Origin of the sequence: Actinoplanes sp. NPDC049316, assembly GCF_040677315.1 — a bacterium.
In the GTDB taxonomy this organism is placed as follows: domain Bacteria; phylum Actinomycetota; class Actinomycetes; order Mycobacteriales; family Micromonosporaceae; genus Actinoplanes.
The window spans coordinates 92,319-114,887 of sequence record NZ_JBFAQM010000017.1 but is presented as its reverse complement, the minus strand read 5'-3'; the positions used below and the strand labels follow the sequence as shown (position 1 = coordinate 114,887).

Below are 22,569 nucleotides of genomic sequence, written 5' to 3'. Positions count from 1 at the left end.
GCCGGCGCGATGACCGCCTTGCCGGTTTGCCGCCGAAGATCACGTCTCTCCGGCGGTGTCCGGCTTCGCTGGTCAGACCGCCCGGCCGGCCTTCGGCACCCAGGACAGGAGGCAGGTCGGACTGCTCTCCGCCACCGGCTCACCCTGGGCGGTCGGTACCCCGGTGTCCGGATCCACCCGGAACACTGTGACGCTATGTGAACGTTCATTCGCTACGTAGAGGTGATCCGAGAGCAAAGCCATGTGCCGGGGCCACGAGCCGCCGGTGGCCACCTCGGCGACCACCGTTGCGCCCTCCGGCTCCCACGCGAGCACCGTGACGGTGTCCGGGCCGCGGTTGGCGACGTACACGAAACGACCGTCCCGTCCGGTCGTCACCTCCGACGGCTGGTTCGGCCGCGACGCGCTCACCACCACGCCGCCGTCGCGTTCCAGCTCGCCGCCGGCGCCCGGCCGGTACCAGCTGAGATCGCCGGTGAGCTCGCCCACGAGCAGCAACGCGCCGTCCGCCGTCCGCAGCAGGTGCCGCGGCCCGGTGCCGGGCTCCGCGACGACCGCCGGGCCCACCAGGGTCAGCCGGCCGGACACCGGATCCAGCCGGGTACGCCACACCCGGTCCGAGCCGAGGTCGCTGACGAGCACGTCAGCGCCGTTCGGGTCCGGCGCGACCATGTGCGCGTGCGGACCCTCCTGCCGGTCCGCCACCGGCCCCTCGCCGTCCAGGCCCAGCAGATCCGACCGCTCGCCGGGAGCACCGTCGGCGTCCAGCGGGTGCACGCTCACATCGCCGCTCACATAGTTGGCCACCACAAGGTGCCGCCCGTCCGCGGTGACCGCGAGGTGGCACGGCGCCGAACCGCCGGTCGGCTGCACGGCGAGCGGGGTCAGCGAGGCGTCCTCGGCCACCGCGAACGCGCTCACCGTGCCCGCGGTCAGCTCGTTCACCGCGTACAGCACCGGGAGGGTGGGGTGCTGGGCCAGGAAGGACGGCGACGGCGTACGGGCCACGACCCCGAGCCGGGTCAGCGAGCCGGTGGTCACGTCGCGCCGCAGCAGCACGATGCCCTCCCCCTCGCCTCCGCTCTCACCCGTGTAGCAGCCGAGGAATACGTACTCGTCGTTCGCGCCCATGCCCCGATCCCACCACACCGACCCGGCCGCGCGCGACGAGATCGGCGGCGGGCGCGCGGACCCCCGTAGACCCGCGCGGCCACCGCCGGCGATCAGGCGTTGAGCATCTCGTACGCGGCCTTCGGAGCTTTCTGCTGCTCAGCGGCGGCCGGCTCGGCGGGTGACGCGGCGCTGCCGTACTCGTCGTAGACGACCTCGTACCGGGCGGCCTTCGCTTTGCCGGCCGCGGGGATCTTCACGACCGTACGGGTCAGCCGGCCCTCGGCGTCGACGGTGGCCTCGAACGGCACCGCCTTCGCCTTGTCGCCGAGTGCCTTCAGCGTGGAATCCTCCACGATCCCCGCCTCGCCCTGCTTCGTCAGGTCCGTGGTGCCCTCGTACGTGCCCGTGCCCGTCTCCTTGACGTCCACGATCGCCCGCAGGACCGCGCCGGCCTCCCCCGGATCGGTCTCGTCGTCGTACGTCAGCGGGGCGTCCTCGGTGTCCTCGACCTTGGCCGGATCCACGAGCAGCCACTTCTTCGGCAGCTCCGGGAAACCGGTGAGGCCCTCCGTACCCTTGAAGTCGACCTTGATCCAGGACTTCTCCCGCACCACCAGGAACTTCATCGTCAAGGTGAAGCCCAGGTCGGGATCCTTCTGGCTGACGTCGATCCGGTAGCTCTTCTTCGCGGCGTCCAGCACGCCGGTCATCGGCTGCGTGCCGCCCTTCACGGTGAAGTGGAACGGGCCGGTCGAGAAGTCCGGCAGCGCGTCCAGCAGCTTGTCCTCCGGCGTTGCCGGGGTGGACGAGGCGGCGTCGTGCACCGCGTCCGCGACACCGCACCCGCCCATGACCGCGACGCCGAGGGCCAGCAGCGCACCGGGGGCGGCCAGCCGCATCCTGCGAATGTTCATCGTCTTCGTCCTTATCGCTATCGCTCTTCTGAGGGCCCTGTTACGCCGGCCCTGCCGGGCTCGACGTGCTGAAGCCCTCGCACAAGGGCCCCGTTCCGCCGGCCCTGCCGGGTCCGACGTGCTGAAGCCCTCGCACAAGGGCCCCGTTACGCCGGCCCTGCCGGGCTCGACGTACTGAAGCCTGAGGGACAGTGCTGCCGTACGGCTGTGGCTATGCTGCTGCCGGCTGCCGTTTCGCTGCCGTTTCACGTCTTCGCTGGTCAAAGGGGGTGCCGCGGGTGGAGACACCGCCCGGCCCCACGCTGGAGTTCCAGCTCCTCGGCGAGCTGCGCGCCCTGCGCGGCCGGGAGGCGCTCGACCTCGGGCCGGCCAAACAGCGCGCGGTGCTGGCCGTGCTGCTGCTCAACGCCGGGCGGCCCGTACCGGTCCACCAGATCGTCGACGCGGTGTGGGGCGACGAGCCGCCGGAGAACGGCGCGAACGTCGTCCAGAAATACGTGGCCGGCCTGCGCCGCGTACTCGACCCGGACCGCTCCCCGCGCACCCCGGGCGAGCTGCTCGCCCTCACCGGCGGCGGCTACGTCCTGCGGACCGAGCCGGAGGCGGTCGACGCCGACCGGTTCCAGACCGGGCTCGCCACGGCGTCCGCGCAGCGCAAGGCTGGTCACATCGCCGAGGCGACGGAGACTCTGCGCCGGTCGCTCGCGCTCTGGCGCGGCGAGGCGCTCGCGGGCCTGACCGGCCCGGTCTTCGACGCGGCCCGCGCCCGGCTCACCGAGGCCAAGGCCACGGCCTGGGAGAAGTGGGCCGAGATGGAGGTCGCGCGCGGCAACCACACCGGCGTCATGCCCGATCTGGTACGCCTCGTCGAGGAGTTCCCGCTGCGCGAAGGCCTTCGCGCGCAACTGATGATCGCCCTGCACCAGGACGGCCGGCAGGCCGAGGCGCTGGCCGCGTTCCGCGACGCGCGCGAATACTTCCTCGAGCAGTTCGGGGCCGAACCCGGCGAGAAGATGCAGGAGACCCACCGGCGCATCCTGCGCGGCGAGGCCTTCTACGCCGAACCGGTCGACCCGTGGGCCGACAGCGACGACATCGCGGCGCAGCCCGCGCCGGCTTCCCCGGCGCCGGTCTCCTTCATCCAGCAGTACGTGCCGCCGGACGTCACCGTGCAGACGCCGCCCTCCTCCTGGGGCCCGCCGCCTTCCTCGCCGCCACCCTTCTCGCCGCCGCCGTTCTCGTCAGCGTCGCCGTTCTCGCCGCCGCCTCCCTTGCCGCCGCCGCCCAAGCACCGATTTCCCGTCGGCGAGGTCTTGTTCGCGTCGCTGCTGCCGATCCTGGTCTGCTCGTTCGGCAGCTGGATGTACTTCGTGTACGCCGGCGTCCGCCGCCGCGACAACCGCCAGTTCGCGTATGCGGCCGGCTACGCGCTGCTCTTCGTGACCGCCTTCGTCTTCGCGGCGATCGACCCGACCCCGGTCGACAGCCCGGACCTGAGCACCGCCGAATGGATCGGCTTCGACCTCTTCGCGCTCGTCGCGGTCGCGGCGGCCATCCACGGCGGCATCGTCGCCGCGCACCCCGGCGACACCCCGCGCAACCGCACGCTGCGCGAACAGGCCCGCCAGTTCGCGGCCTTCGACCCCGGCCGGGCCCGGCAGCTCGGCATCGGCCGGCCCGACCTGGTCCGCCACTTCGACGACGGCGGGCTGGTCGACCTCAACCACGCCCCGGGCCACGAGCTCGTCCGGCTGCCCGGGGTCACCCCGGACGCGGCGCACCGGATCGTGATCGCCCGGTTCGAGCGGCCGTACGCGCAGCCGGAGGAACTGATCGTGCGCGGGCTGCTGTCGTCGCGGACGCTGCACCGGATCGGATCGCGGTTGATCTGTGTGCCGCCGGTTTCGGGACCGGTCGCGACGCCTTGGAGTGGGCAGTACCAGCAGCACTGAGCGGCGGGCCCACGCGGCCGCGATCCGGGTCGGTGCGCGGGCTCGGCCCACATCTGTGCGCGGGCGCGGCCCGCGTTTGTGCGCGGGCGCGGGTCGGTGCGCGGGCTCGGCCCGCGTTTGTGCGCGGACGGGTCCGCGGCGGTGATCGCTGCGCGGCCGACCTGCCCGGATCGGTGTCGATGCGGCCCGGCGGCTGTCACCCGCCGGGCCGGCTCGGCGGGGTCCGGCTCAGCGTGCCCCGGCGGCCGCGAGTTGCCGGCGGGCTACGTACTCCACGAGCTCGATCAGCACGTTGCGGGCCGCGACCGGCTCGCGGGCGTCGAACTCGACGACCGGGACGTCCGGGTCGAGGTCGAGGGCGCGGCTGATCGCCTCCGCGCCGAAGCGGCGGTCGTCGAAGCAGTTGACCGCCACCACGAACGGGGTGCCGCGCTGCTCGAAGTAGTCGATCGACGGGAAGCAGTCGGCGAGGCGGCGGGTGTCCGCCAGCACCACCGCGCCCAGCGCGCCCTGGGAGAGCTCGTCCCAGAGGAACCAGAAGCGGTCCTGGCCGGGCGTGCCGAACAGGTAGAGCTGCAAGTCCTCGGTGATGGTGATGCGGCCGAAGTCCATCGTCACCGTCGTGGTGCGCTTGCTTTCCACACCCGAGGTGTCGTCGGCGCCGTCGGCACCGGTGAGTACTTCCTCGGTCTGCAGCGGCCGGATCTCGCTGACCGAGCCGACCATGGTGGTCTTGCCCGCACCGAACCCGCCGGCGATGAGGATCTTGAGCGCGACCGGGATGCGCGAGCGCGCGCCGTCACGGTCAGAGCGCACGGAGTCCATTGACAACCGCCTTGAGTACGTCGACGTCATGCGGCTGGGAGGCCGCGGGTGGCTCGTAGAGCGAAATGAGGCCCGCCGAGCGTAGATCACCCAGCAGGACCCGGACGACCCCGATGGCGAGGTCCAGTTTGGAGGCTAGTTCGACAACGGACGTGGGCTCCCACGCCGCGCCGACGAGAGCGTGATGCTCCGGTTGCAGCGACGGCGCCGGTGGCGCGTCCGGCATCGTCGCGACCACGAACGCGAGCAGGTCGAACTCGCCGCCGGCGGGCGCCACCCGGCCCTGGGTCATCGCGTACGGGCGGACGACCGGGCCCGCGTCGTGGTCCAGCCAGTCGTGCGGCGCACGCATGGGGTCAGCGGGCATCGGACCCGGGGAGCCGTTCCGGCGCCTCCATCGTCTGGCCGACCCGGGTGACCAGCATGGCCATCTCGTACGCGATGAGCCCCAGATCGGCGTCGCTGGCGGCTAGGACGGCGAGGCAGGCGCCCAGCCCGGCGGCGGTGACGAAGAGGAACGCGTCCTCCATCTCGACGACGGTCTGGCGTACGGGGCCGGCGTCGAAGTGCCGGCTGGCGCCCTTGGCGAGGCTCTGGAACCCGGCGGCCATCGCCGAGAGGTGCTCGGCGTCCTCCCGGGTCATCCCGGCCGACGCGCCGAGCAGGAGCCCGTCGGCGGAGAGGACCACCGCCTGCTGCGCCGACGGCACCCGCTCGACGAGGTCGTCGAGGAGCCAGGTGAGGTTGGCGCTCTGGTTCGTCGTCTGTGCCACTTATGCGTCCTTCTCCGGCCGGTGGTCCTGGTGCTTGTCGTCGGGCGCGGGATCCGTGCCGCCGTCGATTCCGGCCACGGGATCCTGCACGGCCGGGAAGGTGACGGTAGCCGCCTCGGACCACGTCGGCCCCCCTGCCGTCTGCTGTTTGTCAGTTTTGATCGCCGACCGCTCCTCCTCGCCTACTCGACGTTCACTACCAGCAGCAATGCCTTCACTCAGCGGCACCGGCGGCGGGCCGGCGGCCAGCGCCGCGGCCTCCCGCCGGCCGCGGTTGGTGCCGCTCTGCAGCGCGCTCATCATGCTCCGGACCTTGTCCGGCGACCGGACCGTCGCGGCCTCCGGCCGGTCGACGACCGGCCCGCGGAGTTGCGGCGCCAGGCTCGCCTGCCGGACCCGGCGGGGCAGCAGCGCCTCGGCGGCGACCTGCGGGTCGTCACCGGGACCGCTGAGCGGCACGCCGCCCGCACCCACGGCTGGCGTGACGGGAGCCGCAGGCCACGCGACCGGAGCAGCGGGCGGCACGGGCGGCACGGCCGGGGCTGCGGGAGCCGTGGGTGGCGCGGCCGGAGCTGCGGGTGACGCGTCCGGGGCTCTGCGGGGTGACGGGATGCGGGACGGCGCCGGGCCGATCGGAGTGCCCGGCGGGATCAGCCCGGGATCGGGGCCTCCGGGGAGGATCGTCGGCGCGTCACCGTGCAGCAGGCCGGGGCCGGACCGGCCGTCGAGGACGCGGCCGTTGCCGAGGTGCCCGTTCGCGCCGGCCTCGACAGGGCCGGCCGGGCCCGCCGGGCCGCTCAGGCTGGTCAGGCCGGTCGGGGCGGTCGGGCCGGGTGAGATGGCGCCGGTCGGGCCGGTCGGGCCGGGTGGGATGGCGCCGGGCATGCCGGTCAGGCCGGTCGGTGCGGTGAGGTTCGGCGGGAGCTGGGCCGGGGGTTCGGCCGGGGCGTCCCTGCGGCGGCGCGGGACCGTGCGGCGGCGCTGGACCAGGCCGTCGGCGCTGAGGCCGTCGACGACCGCGCTGGGGGTCGGGCCGGTCGGGTCGGCCGGGGCGTGGGCCGGCCTCGGGAGGCCGTCGCCGGGTGCGGTGACCGTACCCTCGAGGGCCGCGCCGTTGATCTTCGCTGCCGGGCCGGCGACCGGGATGGACTGCAGTTCCTCGGTGCCCTGCCACTGCAGCGCGGCGAGGGAGCTGCGGGACGGGTCGTCGGTGCCGCTGCCCAGGACGGGACGGTCCCAGGACTCGTCCGGGGTGGCCGGTCCCGCGGTCAGGGCGGCCGGGGCGCCGGGGCCGGGCGGCGCGGTGGTGACGAGGTCGCCGGGGATGAGCACGATCGCGGTGATGCCGCCGTACGCGCTGGCCCGCAGCGACACCCGGATGCTGTGCCGGGCCGCGAGCTGGGCCACCACGAAGAGGCCGAGCCGGGCGCTGTCGGCCGGGTCGAAGTCCGGCGGCTCCAGCAGCTTGCGGTTGGCCTCGGTGATCGCGTCGGCGGACATGCCGAGGCCGCGGTCGTCGATCTCGACGGCGTACCCGTTGGGCAGGATCTGTCCCACCACGGTGACCCGGGTCTGCGGCGGCGAGAACGACGCGGCGTTCTCCAGCAGCTCGGCGAGCAGGTGGATGACGTCGCCGACGGCGCGGCCGAGCACCGCCGACGGCTCGACGGAGACGATGTCGATGCGTTTGTAGTCCTCGACCTCGCTGATCGCGCCGCGGACGACGTCGATCAGCGGCACCGGGTTGCGCCAGCCGCGGCCCGGGGCGGCGCCGGCCAGGATGACCAGGTCCTCGGCGTGGCGGCGCATGCGGGTGGCGAGGTGGTCGACCCGGTAGAGATCCTCGAGCTCCTGCGGCTCGGTCTCGCGACGCTCCATCTTGTCCAGCAGGGCGAGCTGCCGGTGGAGCAGCGTCTGGCTGCGCCGCGCGATGTTGAGGAACACCTCGTTGATGCCGCGGCGGACGCCGGCCTCCTCGACCGCCGACTGCACCGCCGTGCGCTGGACCTCGTTGAAGGCGCGGCCGAGCTGGCCGATCTCGTCGCGGCCGTACTCCAGCGGCGGGGTCTCCACGTCCACGTCGACGGCCTCGCCGCGCTGCAGCCGCTTGACGACCGTGGGGAGCCGTTCGCCGGCCATCTCCAGCGCCTCGCGGCGCAGGCGGATCAGGCGGCCGACGATGGAACGGCCGACCCGTACGGACACCAGCACGGTGGCTACCAGCGCGAGCAGACCGAGCAGACCGGCGATGCCCAGCCGGAGCAGCACGTCGACCGCCACGGGCCGGGCGTCCTCGGCGAGCGAGTCGGTGGCGTTGATCTCGAAGGCGCGCAGCTGCTGCGACGTGGTGTCGTACGCCGGCTGCCACGCCTCCGCGCTGACCGGCGCGGCCACTCCCACCTGGCTCGAGGCGAGCAGCTGGTCCTGCAGTTCCTGCAGCCGGTTGAAGGCGGCGCCCCGGCTGAGCCGCTGGTACGCCGAGCGGTCGCGTTCGGGCAGGTCGTTGACGCCCTGGACGAACAGGAACCGGGAGGTGGCGATCGCCTGCAGCATCTCGGTGCGGCTCGCCTCGCCGAGCTTGCCGGCCGCGTGCGCGCCGGCGAGCAACGAGTCGGTGCGGCTCAGGTATTCCTGGCCGCGGCCCACGGTGGTGAGCGCGCGGATCTCGCGGTCGACGCGCTCGTCGCCGAAGGTGGCGGTGGCGGAGAACATCTGGAAGCCGGAGTCGACGATGCCGTTGTAGAGGTTCTGCGTGCCGACGAGGTCGATCTCCCGTCGGTCGATGTAGCCCCGGGCGGTGGGCAGGTTGTCGAGGTCGCTGAAGATCTGGCGGATGCGGGACTCGAGCGTCGCGCCGGCGGCGTCGCGCGCGTCCTTGCCACCGGCGGTGCGCCGGAATTCCGCGGCCGCGCGGTCCGTGGCGGCGCGCTGGGCGGTGAGCTTGTCGACGGCGGCGTCCGGGGCGGCGAGGAACTCCACGGAGAGCCGGCGCTCCCGCTGGATCTCGCCGATGAGGACCTCGCCGGGGGTGCCGACCGTGTCGAGCAGCGTCTGCGCCGACAGCAGGTTCAGCGCCGGGCCGGCGGTGATGGCCGTGGCGAAGGCCCAGAGCGCGAGGAGCGCGGTGAGGGGCACCGCGACCAGCGCGATGATCTTCGACCGGATCGACCAGTTGCGGGTTCTCATCAGCCTCCGCCCGAGGGGTACGCAGGACAGCGCGCGCAGCCCCGGAAGATGCTTGACACGTCAACGACCGTCGATGAGCTGCGCGCCTGGCGGGAAGAATACGTAATGGCGGCCATCGCGGCCAGTTCCGCTCCGTACCGTAAGAACGTTGTATGTCCTTTATGTACGGGAGATTGGCATGCGCCGGAGCAGCGCGCGAAAGTCCGGCACCGGACAGAACCGGTTTTCACCTCGGTACCCCGATCCGGATTGACGACCCCGCCGACGTGGGAATACCTCCGTGGGAAGAAGGAGGAGACCGATGTCCCCCACAATCGTGATCATTCTCATCGTCCTCGTGGTGCTGCTGGCCGCCGCGATCGCCTTCGGCGTCCGGGCCGGCCGCCGCAAGAAGCTGCAGAAGACGTTCGGGCCCGAGTACGACCGGGTGGTAGGCGACGCGGACAGCCGCGCCGAGGGCGAGCGGGAGCTGCTGGAGCGCCAGAAGCGGCACGCCGAGCTCGAGCTCAAGCCGCTGTCGGCCGAGTCGAAGGCCAAGTACTCGGTCGCCTGGGAGGAAGTGCAGATCCAATTCGTGGACGCCCCCGAGCGGGCCGTCTCCACCGCCGACGAGCTGGTCACCCGCCTGATCGCGGAGCGCGGCTACCCCACCGGCGACTACGACGACCAACTCGCCAACCTGTCGGTGGCACACGCACGGACCCTCGGGCACTACCGTGATGCCCACGCCATCAGCGAGCGCAGCAAGAACGGCCAGGCCGACACCGAGGACCTGCGCCAGGCGCTCGTGCACTACCGCGCGCTCTTCGCCGACCTGCTCGGGGAGAACCCGGTCAAGTCGGAGGGTGCGGTCACCCCGGACACCGAGCCGAAGGTGCCGTCCCAGAAGATCGACGACCACGACAGCGACGTCGCGGGCTCGCGTCCCGACGCCACGAGCCGCTGAGGAGTACGACGATGCGTTTCTTCTCCAACGACTCCCGGGACTCCGCCGACGAGCAGGCCCACGAGGAGCGTCCCGACCGCGTGCAGTCCGACCCGGTGGCCGTGCCGGGGCAGCGCCCGCCGTCGCCCTGGTCCAATGCGCCCGCCGAGGCGCACGCGGGCGAGACGACCGGCGCCGTGCCGGCCCGCGACGACCGGGAGCAGCCCGAGTTCCACGAGCCGGGCCCGCAGCCGACCGCCTTCGGCGCGTCGACCGTCGGGGGCGCCGTCGCCGCATCGGCGGTCGCCAACCCGATCGACGACAGGCGGGATGCGACCGACCGCGTCTCGGACGCCGGCTCCGGCGTCGGCGACGACCGCAGCGTCGCCCCCGGCGACGGGTCGGTGGAGTCGCCTTCCGAGCACAACACCCGCACGTACGCGAGCAGCACCGCGACCGGCGACACGCGCCCGGACACCCCGCAGGCCGGACCCGTCGCCGGCCAGGACGACGTGGTGGACGTGGCGCTGGACGACCGCGGCACGTTCGACGACCCGAAGGTCACGGACGAGCCCGCCGAGACCTCGACGGACACCGACGCGCAGAGCGCACCGCTGGACGCCAACCCGGCGCTGAAGGACGAAGGTGGCTTCGAGGACCCGAAGGCGGTGGACCCGGTGACTGACGAGCCGCTGGACAAGGCCGAAGCCGAGAACCCGGCCGAACAGGAGAGCCCCGCGGTGGTCGCACCCGTGGCGACCACGGCCGCGCCGGCCCCGGCGGCATCGGCTCCGGCGGCATCGGCTCCGGCCGAGGGGTTCTTCGACGCCGCCGACGCGCAGGGGTTCAAGGAGCGGTGGCGCGATGTGCAGCTGCGCTTCGTCGACAGCCCCAAGGAGGCCACCGACGAGGCCGCCAAGCTCGTCGAGGAGGCCGTCGACCGGCTGACCGCGAGCCTGCGCTCCCGCAAGGCGGGCATCGCGGGCGACGGCGACGACACCGAGACGCTGCGCGTCCAGCTGCGCGGCTACCGCGACATCCTCAACCGGATCCTCGGACTCTGAGGACTCACACGCTGGGAGACTGGGCGGGTGCGCGCCTCCCGCCTGGTCTCCCTGCTGCTTCTGTTGCAGACGCGCGGCCGGATGACCGCGCAGGAGCTCGCCGAGGAGCTCGAGGTTTCCGTACGCACCGTCTACCGTGACGTCGAGTCGCTGGGCGCCTCGGGCGTGCCGGTCTACGCGGACCGCGGCCCGGCGGGCGGATACCAGCTGCTCGACGGCTACCGCACCCGCCTCACCGGGCTGACCGGCGACGAGGCGGGTTCGCTGTTCCTGGCCGGCGTGCCGGGGCCCGCGGCGGAACTGGGGCTGGGATCGGTCCTGGCCGCCGCCGAGCTCAAGCTGCGCGCCTCGCTGCCGGGTGAGCTGGCCGACCGGGCGGATCGGGTACGCGAGCGCTTCCACCTCGACGCGCCGGGCTGGTTCCGGGCCGACGAACCAACCCCGTTCCTGGCGACCGTGGCGGATGCGGTGTGGCGGGAGCGGCAGCTGGAGGTGCGCTACCGCAGGTGGAAGGCTCCGCGCGAGGTGACCCGTACGCTGTCGCCGCTCGGCGTGGTCCTCAAGGCCGGGCGCTGGTATCTCGTGGCGGGCGCGGGCGAGCGGGTGACGGCGTACCGGGTGGCGAACATCTTGGACGCGGAGATCCGCGACGAGCCGGTGACCCGGCCGGCAGGCTTCGACCTGGCCGCGTTCTGGCGCGAGTGGACCGACCGGTACGAGAGCAGCGTCTACACGGACACGGCGACCGTACGGATGACGACCGAAGCGCTGGCCCGGATGGCGTACGTCTTCCCGCCGGAGATGTCCCGCGTGGCCCGCGCCGAGGCGACGGAACCCGACGCGAGCGGATGGGTGACGACGCGCGTGCCCATCGAGTCGGTCCGGCACGGGCACATCGAGCTGCTGAAGCTGGGGGCGGACGCGGAGGTGCTGACGCCGCCGGAGCTGCGGGAACGCTTCGCGGAGACGGCTCGCGGCCTGATGGCGACGTACGGCGCGGATCAGGGGCATGATCGGGGTCATGACCATGCCTGACGACGTGCTCGCGTACAACCGCGACCTCATCGCGACGTTCCGCGCCGACGGGGGCGCCGCCATGGGCGACCGGCCGCTGCTGCTGCTCACCACGCGCGGCCGGCGCAGCGGTGAGCCGCGCACCAGCCCGATGATGTACGCCCGCGACGGCGAGCGGCTCTTCGTGGTCGCCTCGAACGCCGGGGCCACCGAGGACCCCCAGTGGTACCGGAACCTGCTGGCCGACCCGGCCGTCACGGTGGAGCTCCCGGGTGAGACTCTCGCGGCGCGGGCGACGCCACTGTCCGGCGAGGACTACGAGCAGCAGTGGGCGCGGATCACCGAGCAGTACGCGTTCTTCATCGAGCACCAGCACCGCGCCGGCGGCCGCCGCATCCCGATCGTGGAGCTGCACCGGGCGTGACCGGCGTCAGGCCTCGGCGAGCTGCTCGGTCGCGGAGTCGGTGGCCGGCGGGTCCGGCGGCGTCGGCGGCTCGGACTCGTCGTCGGTCGGCGGCGTGGCCGGCCCGGTCGATTCCTCCACCGGCGGGGTGCTCGGCTCGCCGGTGTCGTCGTCCGCAGGCGGTGTCGGCTCCGGGTCGGTCGCCGGCTCCTTGGCGGGCGGCGACGAGGGCGTCGGCGACGCGGCCGGCCGCTTCGCCCGGGGCTCGGTGTGGAGGGTCTCCGTCTTCGCCTTCGGCTCCGTACGGATGATCTGCGTCTGATCGGTCGGCGCGTCACCCGCTCCGGAGCCGCCGTTGGGCTCGGTGGACACGTTCTGCTGCACGGTCACCGCGGGTGGCCGCGACGGCGTCAGCGTCGCCTGGCCGAACTGCGCGCCCAGCCACATCGCCGGTCCGAGGCCCACCGCGACGATGGCCCCGAAGAGCGCCATGGGTCCCCGTTCCATCAGCGCCCCTCCCCCCTGTCGTGGCGATCATCGCCGATCCGTGTTGCCTTCTTCTACCCAGTTCGGCGAACGGTAAGCGAATGACAGCCGATCCCAGTGTGACGGCGAGTGACCTTGCCATTACGCCTTCGTCGGGAATTCGACCCTCATCCGATTACACGCCTTTCGCGGCGGATCGGTTCACCCTCCGGGGGTGACTATCGGGTACGGGACAGAAACGCCACGGCGTCGTCGAGCGCCGTCCAGCCGCCCGGAAGCTCGTCGGAGTCCAGCGCCGTACGCACTCCGATGGTCGAGCCGTCACGCAGGGCGAGGTCCCAGCTCCGGCGGCGCACCTGGGTGGCGTTGGCCACATCCGCGTACGGGACGAAGCGGGTGCCCGGGGCGGCGGACTCCCGCTGCGCGCCGTCGGCCGCGGCGAACTCGGCCAGCCGCCGCTTCGCGGAGCCGTTCTGCGACCTGGGCAGCCCGGGCAGCAGGAAGAGCCCGGTGTCGACCACGAGCACGTCCGTACGCGCACCGTCCACGACGAGGTTGACGACGCCGCCGACCACCTCGGGCCGGGCCTGCTCGCCGTCCCCGGCCGGCGCGGCCGCCACGTCGATGCCCAGGGCCGCCAGCTTCTCGCGCGCGGTCGCCACGGTCGCCGGGTCCACGGCCATCGCGGCGAGACCGCCGAGGTCCAGATGGGAGCCGTCGGCCGCGACGAGCTCGGCGGTGCCCGTCCAGCTGTGCCGCCACCGCGCCGCGCCGCTGCGCAGGGCCGCGAGGGCCAGCAGGAGCGTGACCAGGTCGATCACCCGGTACGCGGTCTCGTCGGCGGGCAGCCCCGGGAAGACCGTCTCGGCGATCTTGCGCAGCCGGCCGTCCCCGGCGAGCTCGAGCACGTCCTCGGCGTTCGCGACGACGCTCCCGGCGGCCCGCGACACGGTGGTGAGGGCGGCGTCGGCCTCACGCTGCATCTCGACGGTGCGCGCGGCGCCGAAGAAGTCGTCCCACCCGACGCTCGTGCGGCCCTGCGGCGGGAAGGCGACCGTCTGCAGCGCGCGGCCCAAGCCGGGCAGGTCGGGGATCAGCTCCGGCTCCGCTTGCGCGGTGCCGACGGGCCCGTCGGCGGTCCGCGGCGCGGGTTGACCAGCGGCGCCGGGACCGGCTTCGGCCTCGCCACCGCCCGTCGCAGCGTCGGCTGTCGCGGCGTCCGGGGCAGCGTCGGCTGTCGCGGCGTCCGGGGCAGCGTCGGCTGTCGCGGCGTCCGGGCTCACTGCGGAGACCGGGTCGGCCGGGGCGGTCAGGGCGGCGAGGCGGTCCCGGAGGGGCGGGTGGGTGTCCCAGGTGGACGGTGGGCCGGGCTCGCGGGTGCGCAGGACGGCGATCTCCTCGGCGCGCGCCGCCAGGACCCGCAGGAAACCGCCGAAGATGTCGTCCGGCACGCGGCCCGCCTGCCAGCCGGGGCCGAGGTACTCGGCGTGGAAGACCCGCAGCAGCGCGTCCAGCGCCGGCAGATCCCGCAGGACGGCCGCGGCGGCGCGGGGGCCTGCGTACTCGGCGGCGATGCGGTCGGCCTGCAGCTCCTGGGCGCGGCTGAACGGGGCGTCGATCCGCCGGTAGAGGGTCGCGTACGCCCGCAGCAGCGGACCCGCCGGGTTGCGCCGCGAGATGCGCGGCACCACCCGGGCCACCACCGTGCGGCCGCGGTAGGCGACCGGGGCCAGCCGGCCGAACCGGGGCGAGAAGTGGCCCAGCTCGTGCGCCACGACCGCCTTGAGGTCGGCGGTGTCCCAGGCCTGCAGGAGGGGGAGCCCCAGGTAGAGATCGCGCCGGCCGCCCGCCAGGCCCAGCAGGCGGGTGCGCTCGATCAGCTTCGCCGCGGCGTCGGCCACGATCGTCACCCGCTCGGGCGGGCGGGTGCCCGCGGCGGCCGCGGCGCCGTCGACGAGCTCCCACAGGCGCGGGGCGTCGTCGCGGGTGACCGGGATGCCGACCGGCTGCGGGCGACGGGTGTGCAGGGCCCGCCAGGTCGCGTACGCCATGACGCCGACCGTCGCCATGCACACCGGCAGCCCGATCCGCAGCGCCGCCGCGCCGGGCAGCATGGACAGCACCAGCAGCACCGGCACCACGACCAGCGCGAGCTGCGCCGCGGCGACGGCCAGGAACCCGGCCAGCGCGGCGGTCGAGGCCCACACCCTGTTCCGCACCTGGGCAAGCCTAGGGGCGACCTCCGACAGCCCGGCGGGCAGCATCGCACCGGCGCGCCCGGCCGTACCGCTGAACCCGTGGCTGACGTGCTCAAACTCGTCAGCGGAAGCCGTACATATTTAAGGAAGATTTTCGCCGGGCCGGCGGCGGGCCGTTTCAGGCCGGCCCGCCCGGGGATGCAGACCCGCATGGTTGAGCTGGATCAGACTCTCGCCGCTGCGATCAAGGGGTACGCCTGGCTGCCCGACCTGCGCCGGCCGCCGGCGAGCGTCCCGTGCCCATGCGGGTCATGGGTCAGCGCGCGGTCGGCATCTGCGGCACTCGGGCCACGGAGTTCTTCTACGGCGACACTCACCTCGTGCGGCACACCGCGCTGCCGCACCTCGTGGTGGCCTCGCGCTTCGGCGAGGGCGCCGTGCACACGCTCGACGCCGAGGCCCACCGGGTCCGCAAGGCGCTGTTCGTGTCGCTGCTGATGGACGACGGCATCGACGCGGTCGCCAAGCTCGCCGGCGAGGCGTTCGACGAGGCCGCGGACGCGTGGCGGGGCGGACCACCGGTCGCCCTCTTCGACGAATCGGCCCGGGTGATCGCGCGGGCGGTGACGCGCTGGACCGGCGTACCGCTCGCGGACGACGAGGTGGACGGCCTCGCGGCCGACCTGGTCGCGATGGTGGACGGTTTCGCGACCGTGGGGCCGCGGCACTGGCGCGCTCTGGCGGCCCGCCGCCGGCGGGAGCGGTGGCTGGCCGGCCTGATCTCCGGGGTACGCGCGAAGCACGTCCCCGTGGCGGCGGACTCCGCCCTCGCGCGGATCGCGTTCTTCGAGGAGGACGGCGGGCCGCTGGACCACTGGCCGGCGACGGGCACCGCGTTGCGGACCGGTGACGACGACTACACCACCGCGTTCGGTTCCTGGGGCGTGAGCCGGGTGAGTTCGACCTCATCCCGCAGGGCGGCGGTGAGCCGCGCACGGGTCACCGCTGCCCCGGCGAGAAGATGACGATCGCGCTGCTGGGCACGCTGGCGCAGCGGGTCGCGCGGCTGGACCACTACGTGCCGCCGCAGGACCTCACCATCGACCTGGGCCGGATACCCGCCCGCGTCGCGAGCGGGTTCCGGATCGTCGTGCCCTGATCAGCTCTCCCAGGAGATCTCCGGGGACGGGTGGAAGGCCACACCCTGGTGCCGCCAGCGCGGGCCGAAGGCGGCCAGGCGGCGGCGGAAGGACTCCCAGTCGTGGGTCTCCCGCGGCGACCAGCCGATCTCCGCGATCGCCGGGAGCCGCGGGAACGTCATCGTGAGCACGTCGGCCAGGCTCCGCAGCGTCTCCGACCACAGCGGCGCCTCCACGCCGAGCAGGGACTTCTCCCCCACCCCGGGCAGGCGCTCGGCCGGATCCCAGCCGTACGCCTTCTCGACGCCGAGCACGCCCGCCCAGTCCAGGCCGAGCGGGCTGTCCGCGGCGTACTTCATGTCCAGGTAGGTGCGGTCGGCCGGGGACATCAGCACCTTGCCCCCGGTCGCGGCGGCGCGCGCGGTGCCGTCGTCGGCGGCCTCGATGCGCCAGTACTGCGTCACCGCGGACGGCGGCAGGTCGACCGAGGCCATCTCGTGCCAGCCGATCGGGCTCTTCCCGTACGCGGTGACGAGCGGCAGCACGCGCTCGATGAACGTGCGGTAGTCCTCCGCGGTGGTGGCCTGCGCCTCGTCGCCGCCGATGTGCACGTACGGCCCAGGGGTCAGCGCCGCGACCTCGCGCAGCACGTCGGCGACGAACGCGTACGTCTCCTCCTTGCCGGCCACGAGCGAGCTGTAGCCCACTTCCACGTCCGTACGCTGCGGCGGGGCGACCCCGTCGGCCGTCAGCTCCGGGTACGCGACCTGCGCGGCGTTCACGTGCCCCGGCATGTCGATCTCGGGAACGATCGTGACGAAGCGGGCGGCGGCGTACTCGACGATCTCCGCGTAGTCGGCCTTCGTGTAGAAGCCGGGACCCACGCCGTCCACGCCGGTGCCGTCGCCGCCGCTGATCGCGGTGAGCTTGGGCCAGCTGTCGATCTCGATCCGCCAGCCCTGGTCGTCCGTGAGGTGCAGGTGCAGGTGGTTGATCTTGAACTGGACGATCGCGTCGACGAACGCCTTGACCTCGGCGACGGTGAAGAAGTGCCGCGCCACGTCGAGCATCGCCCCGCGGTAGCCGAACCGCGGCGCGTCCACGATCGTCCCGCCCGGCAGGGTCCATTCGGCCTGCTGGGGCGTGCCGGCGCAGATCTCGGCCGGCAGCAACTGGCGCAAGGTCTGCACGGCGTTGAACAGCCCGGCCGGCGCGCCGGCGGAGAGCCGGACCCCGTCCGTCGCGATCTCCAGCCGGTACGCCTCCGCGGCCAGCCCGGCGTCCAGGCTCAGCGCCACCGCCCCGTCACCGCCGACGGGCAGGTCGAACCCCGTGGCCGGGCGCAGGACGTCGGCCAGGTACGCCGCCACCTGCTCCGTGCCGGGGGCCGCGCTGATAGCCGTCCCCGCATCGACCGTGAAAGCCGCGGCCGCATCGGGCCGCACCTCGCCCGGCGCGGGAATCACATCGCCCAGTTCTCTTGTCACCACTACGCCCTTCTCGTAGGGGCCGGACCCCGGCCCGCCGGAAACTTTAAACCCTCTTTCCAGTTTCCGGTCGATCCGCGTCCCTTCCGCCGAGCCGCACCTCACAGCACCGCCGTTAGGGTGACGACATGGCGATCACCACCCGCCGCGCCGGCCCGGCCGACGCCTCGGCACTGCACGACCTCGCGGCCCGCACTTTCGGCCTTGCCACCCCGCCCGGCACGCTGCAGAGCGACATCGATGCCTTCATCTCCCAGCATCTGTCACCCGACAGCTTCGAGCGATACCTCGCCGACCCGGCCAGAATCCTGCTCGTCGCGGAGGAGGCCGACGGCAAACCGCACGGGTACGCGATGCTCGTCGGCGGGACGATCACCGACCCGGACCTCGCGGCGACCGTGGCGGGGGCGGGCGAAGGGGCGAGCATCGAGCTCAGCAAGTTCTACGTGGCGGCGGACAGCCACGGGACCGGGGTGGCGTCGACGTTGATGACTGCGACCCTGGCGGCGGCCGCGGAGACCGGGGCGGCGATCTGCTGGCTCGGGGTCAACCAGCGCAATGTGCGGGCGGCGAAGTTCTACGCGAAGCACGGGTTCGAGATCGTGGGGACCAAGCGGTTCCTCGTCGGTGAGGTGTGGCACGACGACCACGTACGCGCCCGGCGGCTCTGACCTCCGCAAGCGGGCGGTCAGCGGAGGCGGCCGTGCCGAGCCGCCGGCGGCCGGCTGAGACGGGTGACCGACCCACCGGCGGTCACCCGACGTGGCCGGCCGGTTCGCCGGCGATCAGCGGAGGCGGCCCACCGGCCCGCCCGCGGGTCAGCGGAGGTGGCCGGCCGGTTCGCCGAACCACGCGGCCGTGCCGGGCAGGAGTGCGCACTCGATGCGGCGGCGCGTCAGGTCGCCGATCGGGGGCAGGTCCGCCAGCCGGAACCAGCCCACCGCCAGCGACTCGTCGTCGTTCACCCGGGCCTCGCCGCCGACCGCACGGCAGCGGAACGTGATGTCGACGTACTCCGTGCGGTCGCCGTTGGGGTAGGTGTTCGGCGGCTGGGTGAACACGCTCGTGATCCGCTCGGGGACCACGTGGACGGCGGTCTCCTCGTACACCTCGCGGACGACCGTCTCGGCCGGCTGCTCGCCCGGATCCATGACCCCGGCGATGAGCGACCACCGGCCGTTGTCCGCGCGCTGTCCGAGCAGGATCCGCTGCTCGTCGTCGAAGACGACGGCGGTGACGCCGGGCAGGAGCAGCAACCGCTGTCCGACGACCTCCCGCAGACTGTGCAGGTACGGCGAAATGGGCATGCCGGAAAGATAGGCGGCGCCGGGCCGCCCACTGCCCCGCCGGCGTGCCGTGTCGCGGGTGAGTCACCCGGGTCGTCTCACTTGACCAGGGGGCGCACCTCCTCCGCGACGAAGCGGACGAACTCCGCGGGCGACGGCTCGTCCACCGTCGGCTGCAGGATCACCGTGTCGGCGCCCGCGGCCGCCAGCTCCTGGACCACCGCGGCGATGGCTGCCGCGTCGCCGGAGGCGCCCAGCCAGGGGGATCCGTACAGCTCGCGGTCGCGGGTGAGACGGTCGACGGCGTCGGGGCCGGTCGCGGCCGGCATGAAGACCACGACCTCGTGCTGCTCGGGCGGGCGGATGTGCTCGAGGGCCTCGCGGAGGGCGTCCGGCGGGGTGCCGCCGGTGAGGATCGTGCCGTCGGCGAGCTCGCCGGCGAGCCGGAGCGTCTTCGGGCCGGTGGCGCCGATGAACAGGCGTGGCGCCGGGGTCGGCGGCCAGTCCAGTTTGACGGCGTCGAGCTGAACGTAACGGCCCTCCGTGGTGACCGGCTCGCCGCGGAGCAGGGATCTCAGGGCTGTCGTGTACTCGCGCAGCAGCGTCATCGGGGACGCCGCACGCGCGCCGACCTGGCCCATCCACTCCTGGACGCCGTGGCCGAGGCCGACGATCGGGCGGTCGCCGAACATGCGGTGCAGCGTCGCGACCTCCATCGCGGTCACGGCGACGTTGCGGAACGGTACGGGGAGAATGCCGATGCCGACCTTGAGCCGGGTGGTGACGGCGAGCGCCGCGGACGCCGCCGCGATGCCGCCGGCGAGGAAGGAGTCCTCCCACAGCCACAGCTGCTCGAGGCCCGCTTCGTCGGCCGTGCGCGCCACCTCGGGCAGCCGCTCGGGAGGGTTCTGGGGCAGGAAGATCGCGCCGAGATCAGTCACCGGTCCATCGTCCACGGTGCCTGTGACAAAATCCGGCCGGTCTCGAGCAGAGTCTTGAGATTCGACAGGACGGCCGGCCAGCCGGAGGCGACGTCGGCGTGGTCCTGCTCGCCGGCCAGGTTCTCGTGGGTCACGGTCAGCCGGACGATCTCGTGGAACGGCTCGATCTCGAAGGTGACCTGCGACGATTCGCCGAGGTCGGCGGGGTCGGACCAGGTCGTGACGAGGCGTACGGGCGGACTGCTCTCCACGACCGTGCCCACGACGTCGGCCACTCCGGAGCCGTCCGTGCGGCGATGCTCCCAGCGGGAACCGGGTCGCCAGTCCGAGACGTTCGCGTGCCCCCAGTAGCTCGCGGTGAGGTCGGCGTCGGTCAGCGCGTGCCAGACCTGCTCCGGGGTGCTCTCGATATAGGTGACGTAGACGTACGTGGGCCGGTCGCTCATGGCGTTCTCCGCTCTGCGTTTGACGGCGCTGAGGGCCCGCAGCCGCGGGCGCTCGAACTTGTCGATCCAGCGCTCCTGCATCTCGTGCAGCGGCACCGGGTTGAGGTAGTGGACCTTCTCGCGGCCGCGCCGCACCGTGCTGATCAGGTTGGCCGCCTCCAGGACGGCGAGGTGCTGGGTCGCCGACTGCCGGGTCATGTCGAGGCGTTCGCACAGCTCACCGAGTGTGCGGCCGTTCCGCTCGCGGAGCAGGTCGAGCAGGTAGCGGCGGGTCGGGTCGGCGAGCGCCTTGAACACCAGGTCCATACGCCAAGTTATGCAGTCATTTACCTGCATGTCAATGCCGCCGAACGGGCTAATCCGATGGGGTGAGGTACCCGTTGACCTGTTGCGGCCGCGGACGAAGACTCCGGGTGTTTCCGACGGCGGGAGGCCGTGTCATGGGGGAAGAACCTCCGTACCTGATCGAGCCCGGCGAATCACCCCTGTCGGTCACCGCGGACCGGGACGGCTCCCTCGTCGACGTCACCGTGACGGGACACTGGACGGCGTCACTTCAGGCGGCTGTCGCCCGTACGCTTCGCAAGTGCCTGGCCGAACGCCCGGCCGGCATCGTGATCGACCTTCACGGCCTGGTGGACCGGGCCGGCGCGAGCGTCCCCACCTGGGTCTCCGCCGCCGGCACCGCGGTCGAGGCATCCCCGGCCGTCCTCCTCGCGCTCTGCCTGCCGCCGGACTCGGCACTCGCCTCCGCACTGCGGACGACCGGCCAGGTGCCGGTGCTGGACACGCCGGAGGAGGCCCGCGCGATACTGACCGAGAAGGCACCGCCGGCTGAGGTCATCCGGCTGAGCCTGTCCCCCTCACCCATGGCGCCGTGCACCGCGCGCAACCTGGTCGGCGACGCGTGCGACGAATGGGATCTGCACACGTTGCTGCACCCCGGCCGGGCAGTGATGTCCGAACTGGTGGCCAACGCGGTCGAGCATGCGCGTACGGACATGGACATCTCGGTCTCCCGGCGCGGGACCGCGCTGCACCTGGTCGTCCGCGATCACACCCGCCAGCTCCCCCGGATCCTCGACCTGGCTCCGGTCGAGCCGGGACTGCCGCTCGACGAGAGAGGACGCGGGCTGCGGGTCGTGCACGCCGACTCGACGGCGTGGGGCTCGATCCCGGTCACGGACGGAAAGATGGTGTGGGCGACGGTCCGCGACCGGGCGGGACGGCCACGCCGCTGGTGAGCCCGCCCCGCTGGTGAGCCCGCCCCGCACGGTCCCGCGAGCAGGCAGGTCGCCGCGCCGCGGGTGAGCCCGCCCCGACGGCGCCCGGCCGGCGGGACGACGGCGCCCGGCCGGCGGGACGACGGCGCCCGGCCGGCGGGACGACGGCGCCCGGCCGGCGGGACGACGGCGCCGCTGGTGCCCGAACCGGTCGGTGGCGTCGGCGATGCTCATCGGCTGAGGCGGTCGCGAGCTTCCATCAGGGCGAAACCGAGCAGGTTGAGCCCGCGCCACCGGGCCGGGTCGGCGGCGCGTTCGTCGGCGGCCGCGAGGCCGATGCCCCACACGCGGTCGGTCGGGCTCGCCTCCACCAGGACGCGCCGGCGCGTGCCGACGAGAAAGTCGCGCAGCTCGGCATGTTGGCCGAACTTCGCCACGCTCGCGTCGACGACGATGCCGTAGCGATGCGCGGCCCACACCTCCTCGTCGAAGCCGTGGACGCGGCGGCCCAGCATCTTCGCCTGTCGCGGATGGCTCGCCGCCACGATGCGCCCGGCCGCCTCGTCGTCGCCGAACAGCAGCGCCTTGCGCCACATCATGTAGTGCTCGGCGGAGGCGAACGTGACGCCCTCCGCGGTGAACGTGGACGGCCACCACTGGCTCAGGCATCCGGCGCCGATGCTGCCGTCGCGCTGCGGCCGGTGGCCCCAGAAGAAGAGGTATTTCACGCGCTCGTCCGACTGCCCGAGCGTGATGAGGTCCTGAACGGTACGCGGCATGGCTTCCACGTCCGGCAGTATGCCGCCACCCTCCGACATCGCCGGTGGATTTTTCGGTGGGGTCCGGGGCCCCGAAAAATGTCAGAGGGTGCCGCTAGGTTCTTCCCTGCGGATCGGCGCCACGGGGGCGCCGATCCGTCCAGACGTCAGGTCGTCCCGCATCAGGCGTCCGGCATCAGGGCGTCCCGGCGCCGCGCAGCAGAGTCTCGGCCGTTTCGCGCAGGCGGTCGTGCAGTTCCGGAGGCGACTCGACGACGAAGTCCGCCCCGATCACGCCGAGGAGCATGATGGGCCAGCCCAGATCGTCGACGCTCATGCGCAGCCGGCACCCCGGCGAGCCGGCTGCGGCAACGCGGTCGGCGGGCCGACCGGCGACAGCACCGCTTCCGGTGAGCGGCGCGGCCGCAGCGCCGGG

Annotated in this window: 23 protein-coding genes; 9 read left to right on the top strand and 14 right to left on the bottom strand. The window is 73.2% G+C overall.

Going from position 1 to position 22,569, the window contains the following annotated elements:
- Positions 1–72 precede the first annotated feature (72 nt).
- Both AB0K03_RS24630 and AB0K03_RS24625 read right to left on the bottom strand, forming a co-directional pair.
- Complete coding sequence (locus AB0K03_RS24630; protein ID WP_364688672.1) at positions 73–1,131, bottom strand: lactonase family protein; 1,059 nt, start codon at positions 1,129–1,131, stop codon at positions 73–75.
- Between the two features lie 92 nt (positions 1,132–1,223).
- Entirely contained in the window at positions 1,224–2,027 is an 804-nt protein-coding gene (locus AB0K03_RS24625; protein WP_364688670.1) for a hypothetical protein, read from the bottom strand.
- A gap of 278 nt (positions 2,028–2,305) precedes the next feature.
- Here AB0K03_RS24625 and AB0K03_RS24620 point away from each other — a divergent pair, with 278 nt between their 5' ends.
- The gene (locus tag AB0K03_RS24620) at positions 2,306–3,979 is read left to right on the top strand and encodes a BTAD domain-containing putative transcriptional regulator (RefSeq protein ID WP_364688667.1); all 1,674 of its coding nucleotides are present in this window, start codon (positions 2,306–2,308) and stop codon (positions 3,977–3,979) included.
- Between the two features lie 228 nt (positions 3,980–4,207).
- Here AB0K03_RS24620 and AB0K03_RS24615 read toward each other — a convergent pair whose 3' ends face one another.
- The 4 genes from AB0K03_RS24615 to AB0K03_RS24600 are packed head-to-tail and all read right to left on the bottom strand — an operon-like array spanning position 4,208 to position 8,763.
- Positions 4,208–4,804: an ATP/GTP-binding protein gene (locus AB0K03_RS24615; protein ID WP_364688664.1), complete on the bottom strand. Its 597-nt coding sequence runs from the start codon at positions 4,802–4,804 to the stop codon at positions 4,208–4,210.
- Positions 4,785–5,156: a DUF742 domain-containing protein gene (locus tag AB0K03_RS24610; protein WP_364688661.1), complete on the bottom strand. Its 372-nt coding sequence runs from the start codon at positions 5,154–5,156 to the stop codon at positions 4,785–4,787. Before AB0K03_RS24610 ends, AB0K03_RS24615 begins: the two co-directional genes overlap by 20 nt.
- 4 nt (positions 5,157–5,160) lie before the next feature.
- Positions 5,161–5,577: a roadblock/LC7 domain-containing protein gene (locus AB0K03_RS24605; RefSeq protein ID WP_364688659.1), complete on the bottom strand. Its 417-nt coding sequence runs from the start codon at positions 5,575–5,577 to the stop codon at positions 5,161–5,163.
- On the bottom strand, positions 5,578–8,763 hold the full coding sequence (locus AB0K03_RS24600; protein WP_364688656.1) for a nitrate- and nitrite sensing domain-containing protein: 3,186 nt from the start codon (positions 8,761–8,763) through the stop codon (positions 5,578–5,580). It lies immediately after the preceding gene.
- Positions 8,764–9,064: 301 nt separating this feature from the next.
- Between AB0K03_RS24600 and AB0K03_RS24595 the strand changes: the two genes are divergently transcribed.
- From AB0K03_RS24595 to AB0K03_RS24580, 4 genes are read left to right on the top strand one after another with little or no spacing between them, the layout of a single operon-like run.
- Positions 9,065–9,709, top strand: a complete 645-nt coding sequence (locus AB0K03_RS24595; protein WP_364688653.1) for a hypothetical protein — start codon at positions 9,065–9,067, stop codon at positions 9,707–9,709.
- Between the two features lie 11 nt (positions 9,710–9,720).
- Positions 9,721–10,752 (top strand): hypothetical protein, encoded by a 1,032-nt coding sequence (locus AB0K03_RS24590; RefSeq protein ID WP_364688650.1) that lies wholly within the window; start codon positions 9,721–9,723, stop codon positions 10,750–10,752.
- Between the two features lie 27 nt (positions 10,753–10,779).
- The gene (locus AB0K03_RS24585) at positions 10,780–11,787 is read left to right on the top strand and encodes a YafY family protein (RefSeq protein WP_364688647.1); all 1,008 of its coding nucleotides are present in this window, start codon (positions 10,780–10,782) and stop codon (positions 11,785–11,787) included.
- On the top strand, positions 11,774–12,190 hold the full coding sequence (locus tag AB0K03_RS24580; protein ID WP_364688644.1) for a nitroreductase/quinone reductase family protein: 417 nt from the start codon (positions 11,774–11,776) through the stop codon (positions 12,188–12,190). The genes AB0K03_RS24585 and AB0K03_RS24580 overlap by 14 nt, the downstream gene beginning before the upstream one ends.
- Positions 12,191–12,196: 6 nt before the next feature.
- Here the strand turns inward: AB0K03_RS24580 and AB0K03_RS24575 are convergent, their stop codons facing one another.
- Positions 12,197–12,676 (bottom strand): hypothetical protein, encoded by a 480-nt coding sequence (locus AB0K03_RS24575; protein ID WP_364688641.1) that lies wholly within the window; start codon positions 12,674–12,676, stop codon positions 12,197–12,199.
- A 197-nt stretch (positions 12,677–12,873) separates the two neighbouring features.
- Positions 12,874–14,874 carry a M48 family metallopeptidase gene (locus tag AB0K03_RS24570; protein ID WP_364688638.1) on the bottom strand — a complete coding sequence of 667 codons (2,001 nt, stop codon included), beginning with the start codon at positions 14,872–14,874 and terminating at the stop codon, positions 12,874–12,876.
- A 275-nt stretch (positions 14,875–15,149) separates the two neighbouring features.
- On the opposite strand from AB0K03_RS24570, the gene AB0K03_RS24565 reads away from it, so the two are divergent.
- Both AB0K03_RS24565 and AB0K03_RS24560 read left to right on the top strand, forming a co-directional pair.
- On the top strand, positions 15,150–15,878 hold the full coding sequence (locus AB0K03_RS24565; protein ID WP_364688635.1) for a hypothetical protein: 729 nt from the start codon (positions 15,150–15,152) through the stop codon (positions 15,876–15,878).
- Positions 15,875–16,012: a hypothetical protein gene (locus AB0K03_RS24560; protein WP_364688632.1), complete on the top strand. Its 138-nt coding sequence runs from the start codon at positions 15,875–15,877 to the stop codon at positions 16,010–16,012. The genes AB0K03_RS24565 and AB0K03_RS24560 overlap by 4 nt, the downstream gene beginning before the upstream one ends.
- Here AB0K03_RS24560 and AB0K03_RS24555 read toward each other — a convergent pair whose 3' ends face one another.
- Positions 16,013–17,482, bottom strand: coding sequence for a beta-N-acetylhexosaminidase (locus AB0K03_RS24555; RefSeq protein ID WP_364688629.1), 1,470 nt, complete (start codon positions 17,480–17,482; stop codon positions 16,013–16,015).
- A 125-nt stretch (positions 17,483–17,607) separates the two neighbouring features.
- Here AB0K03_RS24555 and AB0K03_RS24550 point away from each other — a divergent pair, with 125 nt between their 5' ends.
- Positions 17,608–18,150, top strand: a complete 543-nt coding sequence (locus tag AB0K03_RS24550; RefSeq protein WP_364688626.1) for a GNAT family N-acetyltransferase — start codon at positions 17,608–17,610, stop codon at positions 18,148–18,150.
- A 147-nt stretch (positions 18,151–18,297) separates the two neighbouring features.
- Here the strand turns inward: AB0K03_RS24550 and AB0K03_RS24545 are convergent, their stop codons facing one another.
- The 3 genes from AB0K03_RS24545 to AB0K03_RS24535 all read right to left on the bottom strand — a co-directional run bounded on the left by AB0K03_RS24545 (position 18,298) and on the right by AB0K03_RS24535 (position 20,458).
- Entirely contained in the window at positions 18,298–18,786 is a 489-nt protein-coding gene (locus tag AB0K03_RS24545) for an NUDIX domain-containing protein (protein ID WP_364688623.1), read from the bottom strand.
- A gap of 77 nt (positions 18,787–18,863) precedes the next feature.
- The gene (locus AB0K03_RS24540; protein WP_364688620.1) at positions 18,864–19,706 is read right to left on the bottom strand and encodes an LLM class flavin-dependent oxidoreductase; all 843 of its coding nucleotides are present in this window, start codon (positions 19,704–19,706) and stop codon (positions 18,864–18,866) included.
- Positions 19,703–20,458 carry a metalloregulator ArsR/SmtB family transcription factor gene (locus AB0K03_RS24535; RefSeq protein ID WP_364688617.1) on the bottom strand — a complete coding sequence of 252 codons (756 nt, stop codon included), beginning with the start codon at positions 20,456–20,458 and terminating at the stop codon, positions 19,703–19,705. The genes AB0K03_RS24540 and AB0K03_RS24535 overlap by 4 nt, the downstream gene beginning before the upstream one ends.
- A 134-nt stretch (positions 20,459–20,592) precedes the next feature.
- Here AB0K03_RS24535 and AB0K03_RS24530 point away from each other — a divergent pair, with 134 nt between their 5' ends.
- On the top strand, positions 20,593–21,396 hold the full coding sequence (locus AB0K03_RS24530) for an ATP-binding protein (RefSeq protein WP_364688615.1): 804 nt from the start codon (positions 20,593–20,595) through the stop codon (positions 21,394–21,396).
- A 209-nt stretch (positions 21,397–21,605) separates the two neighbouring features.
- On the opposite strand, the gene AB0K03_RS24525 is transcribed toward AB0K03_RS24530, so the two are convergent.
- Entirely contained in the window at positions 21,606–22,154 is a 549-nt protein-coding gene (locus AB0K03_RS24525) for an NADAR family protein (protein ID WP_364688826.1), read from the bottom strand.
- A 175-nt stretch (positions 22,155–22,329) separates the two neighbouring features.
- Positions 22,330–22,470 (bottom strand): hypothetical protein, encoded by a 141-nt coding sequence (locus tag AB0K03_RS24520; RefSeq protein WP_364688612.1) that lies wholly within the window; start codon positions 22,468–22,470, stop codon positions 22,330–22,332.
- Positions 22,471–22,569: the final 99 nt, after the last annotated feature.

Bases quoted from the DNA above. Each gene is read 5' to 3' on its own strand.
- AB0K03_RS24630 (WP_364688672.1), bottom strand. From the start codon at position 1,131: ATGGGCGCGAACGACGAGTACGTATTCCTCGGCTGCTACACGGGTGAG.
- AB0K03_RS24625 (WP_364688670.1), bottom strand. From the start codon at position 2,027: ATGAACATTCGCAGGATGCGGCTGGCCGCCCCCGGTGCGCTGCTGGCC.
- AB0K03_RS24615 (WP_364688664.1), bottom strand. From the start codon at position 4,804: ATGGACTCCGTGCGCTCTGACCGTGACGGCGCGCGCTCGCGCATCCCG.
- AB0K03_RS24610 (WP_364688661.1), bottom strand. From the start codon at position 5,156: ATGCGTGCGCCGCACGACTGGCTGGACCACGACGCGGGCCCGGTCGTC.
- AB0K03_RS24600 (WP_364688656.1), bottom strand. From the start codon at position 8,763: ATGAGAACCCGCAACTGGTCGATCCGGTCGAAGATCATCGCGCTGGTC.
- AB0K03_RS24595 (WP_364688653.1), top strand. From the start codon at position 9,065: ATGTCCCCCACAATCGTGATCATTCTCATCGTCCTCGTGGTGCTGCTG.
- AB0K03_RS24590 (WP_364688650.1), top strand. From the start codon at position 9,721: ATGCGTTTCTTCTCCAACGACTCCCGGGACTCCGCCGACGAGCAGGCC.
- AB0K03_RS24580 (WP_364688644.1), top strand. From the start codon at position 11,774: ATGACCATGCCTGACGACGTGCTCGCGTACAACCGCGACCTCATCGCG.
- AB0K03_RS24575 (WP_364688641.1), bottom strand. From the start codon at position 12,676: ATGGAACGGGGACCCATGGCGCTCTTCGGGGCCATCGTCGCGGTGGGC.
- AB0K03_RS24560 (WP_364688632.1), top strand. From the start codon at position 15,875: ATGACGATCGCGCTGCTGGGCACGCTGGCGCAGCGGGTCGCGCGGCTG.
- AB0K03_RS24550 (WP_364688626.1), top strand. From the start codon at position 17,608: ATGGCGATCACCACCCGCCGCGCCGGCCCGGCCGACGCCTCGGCACTG.
- AB0K03_RS24545 (WP_364688623.1), bottom strand. From the start codon at position 18,786: ATGCCCATTTCGCCGTACCTGCACAGTCTGCGGGAGGTCGTCGGACAG.
- AB0K03_RS24535 (WP_364688617.1), bottom strand. From the start codon at position 20,458: ATGGACCTGGTGTTCAAGGCGCTCGCCGACCCGACCCGCCGCTACCTG.
- AB0K03_RS24530 (WP_364688615.1), top strand. From the start codon at position 20,593: ATGGGGGAAGAACCTCCGTACCTGATCGAGCCCGGCGAATCACCCCTG.
- AB0K03_RS24525 (WP_364688826.1), bottom strand. From the start codon at position 22,154: ATGCCGCGTACCGTTCAGGACCTCATCACGCTCGGGCAGTCGGACGAG.
- AB0K03_RS24520 (WP_364688612.1), bottom strand. From the start codon at position 22,470: ATGAGCGTCGACGATCTGGGCTGGCCCATCATGCTCCTCGGCGTGATC.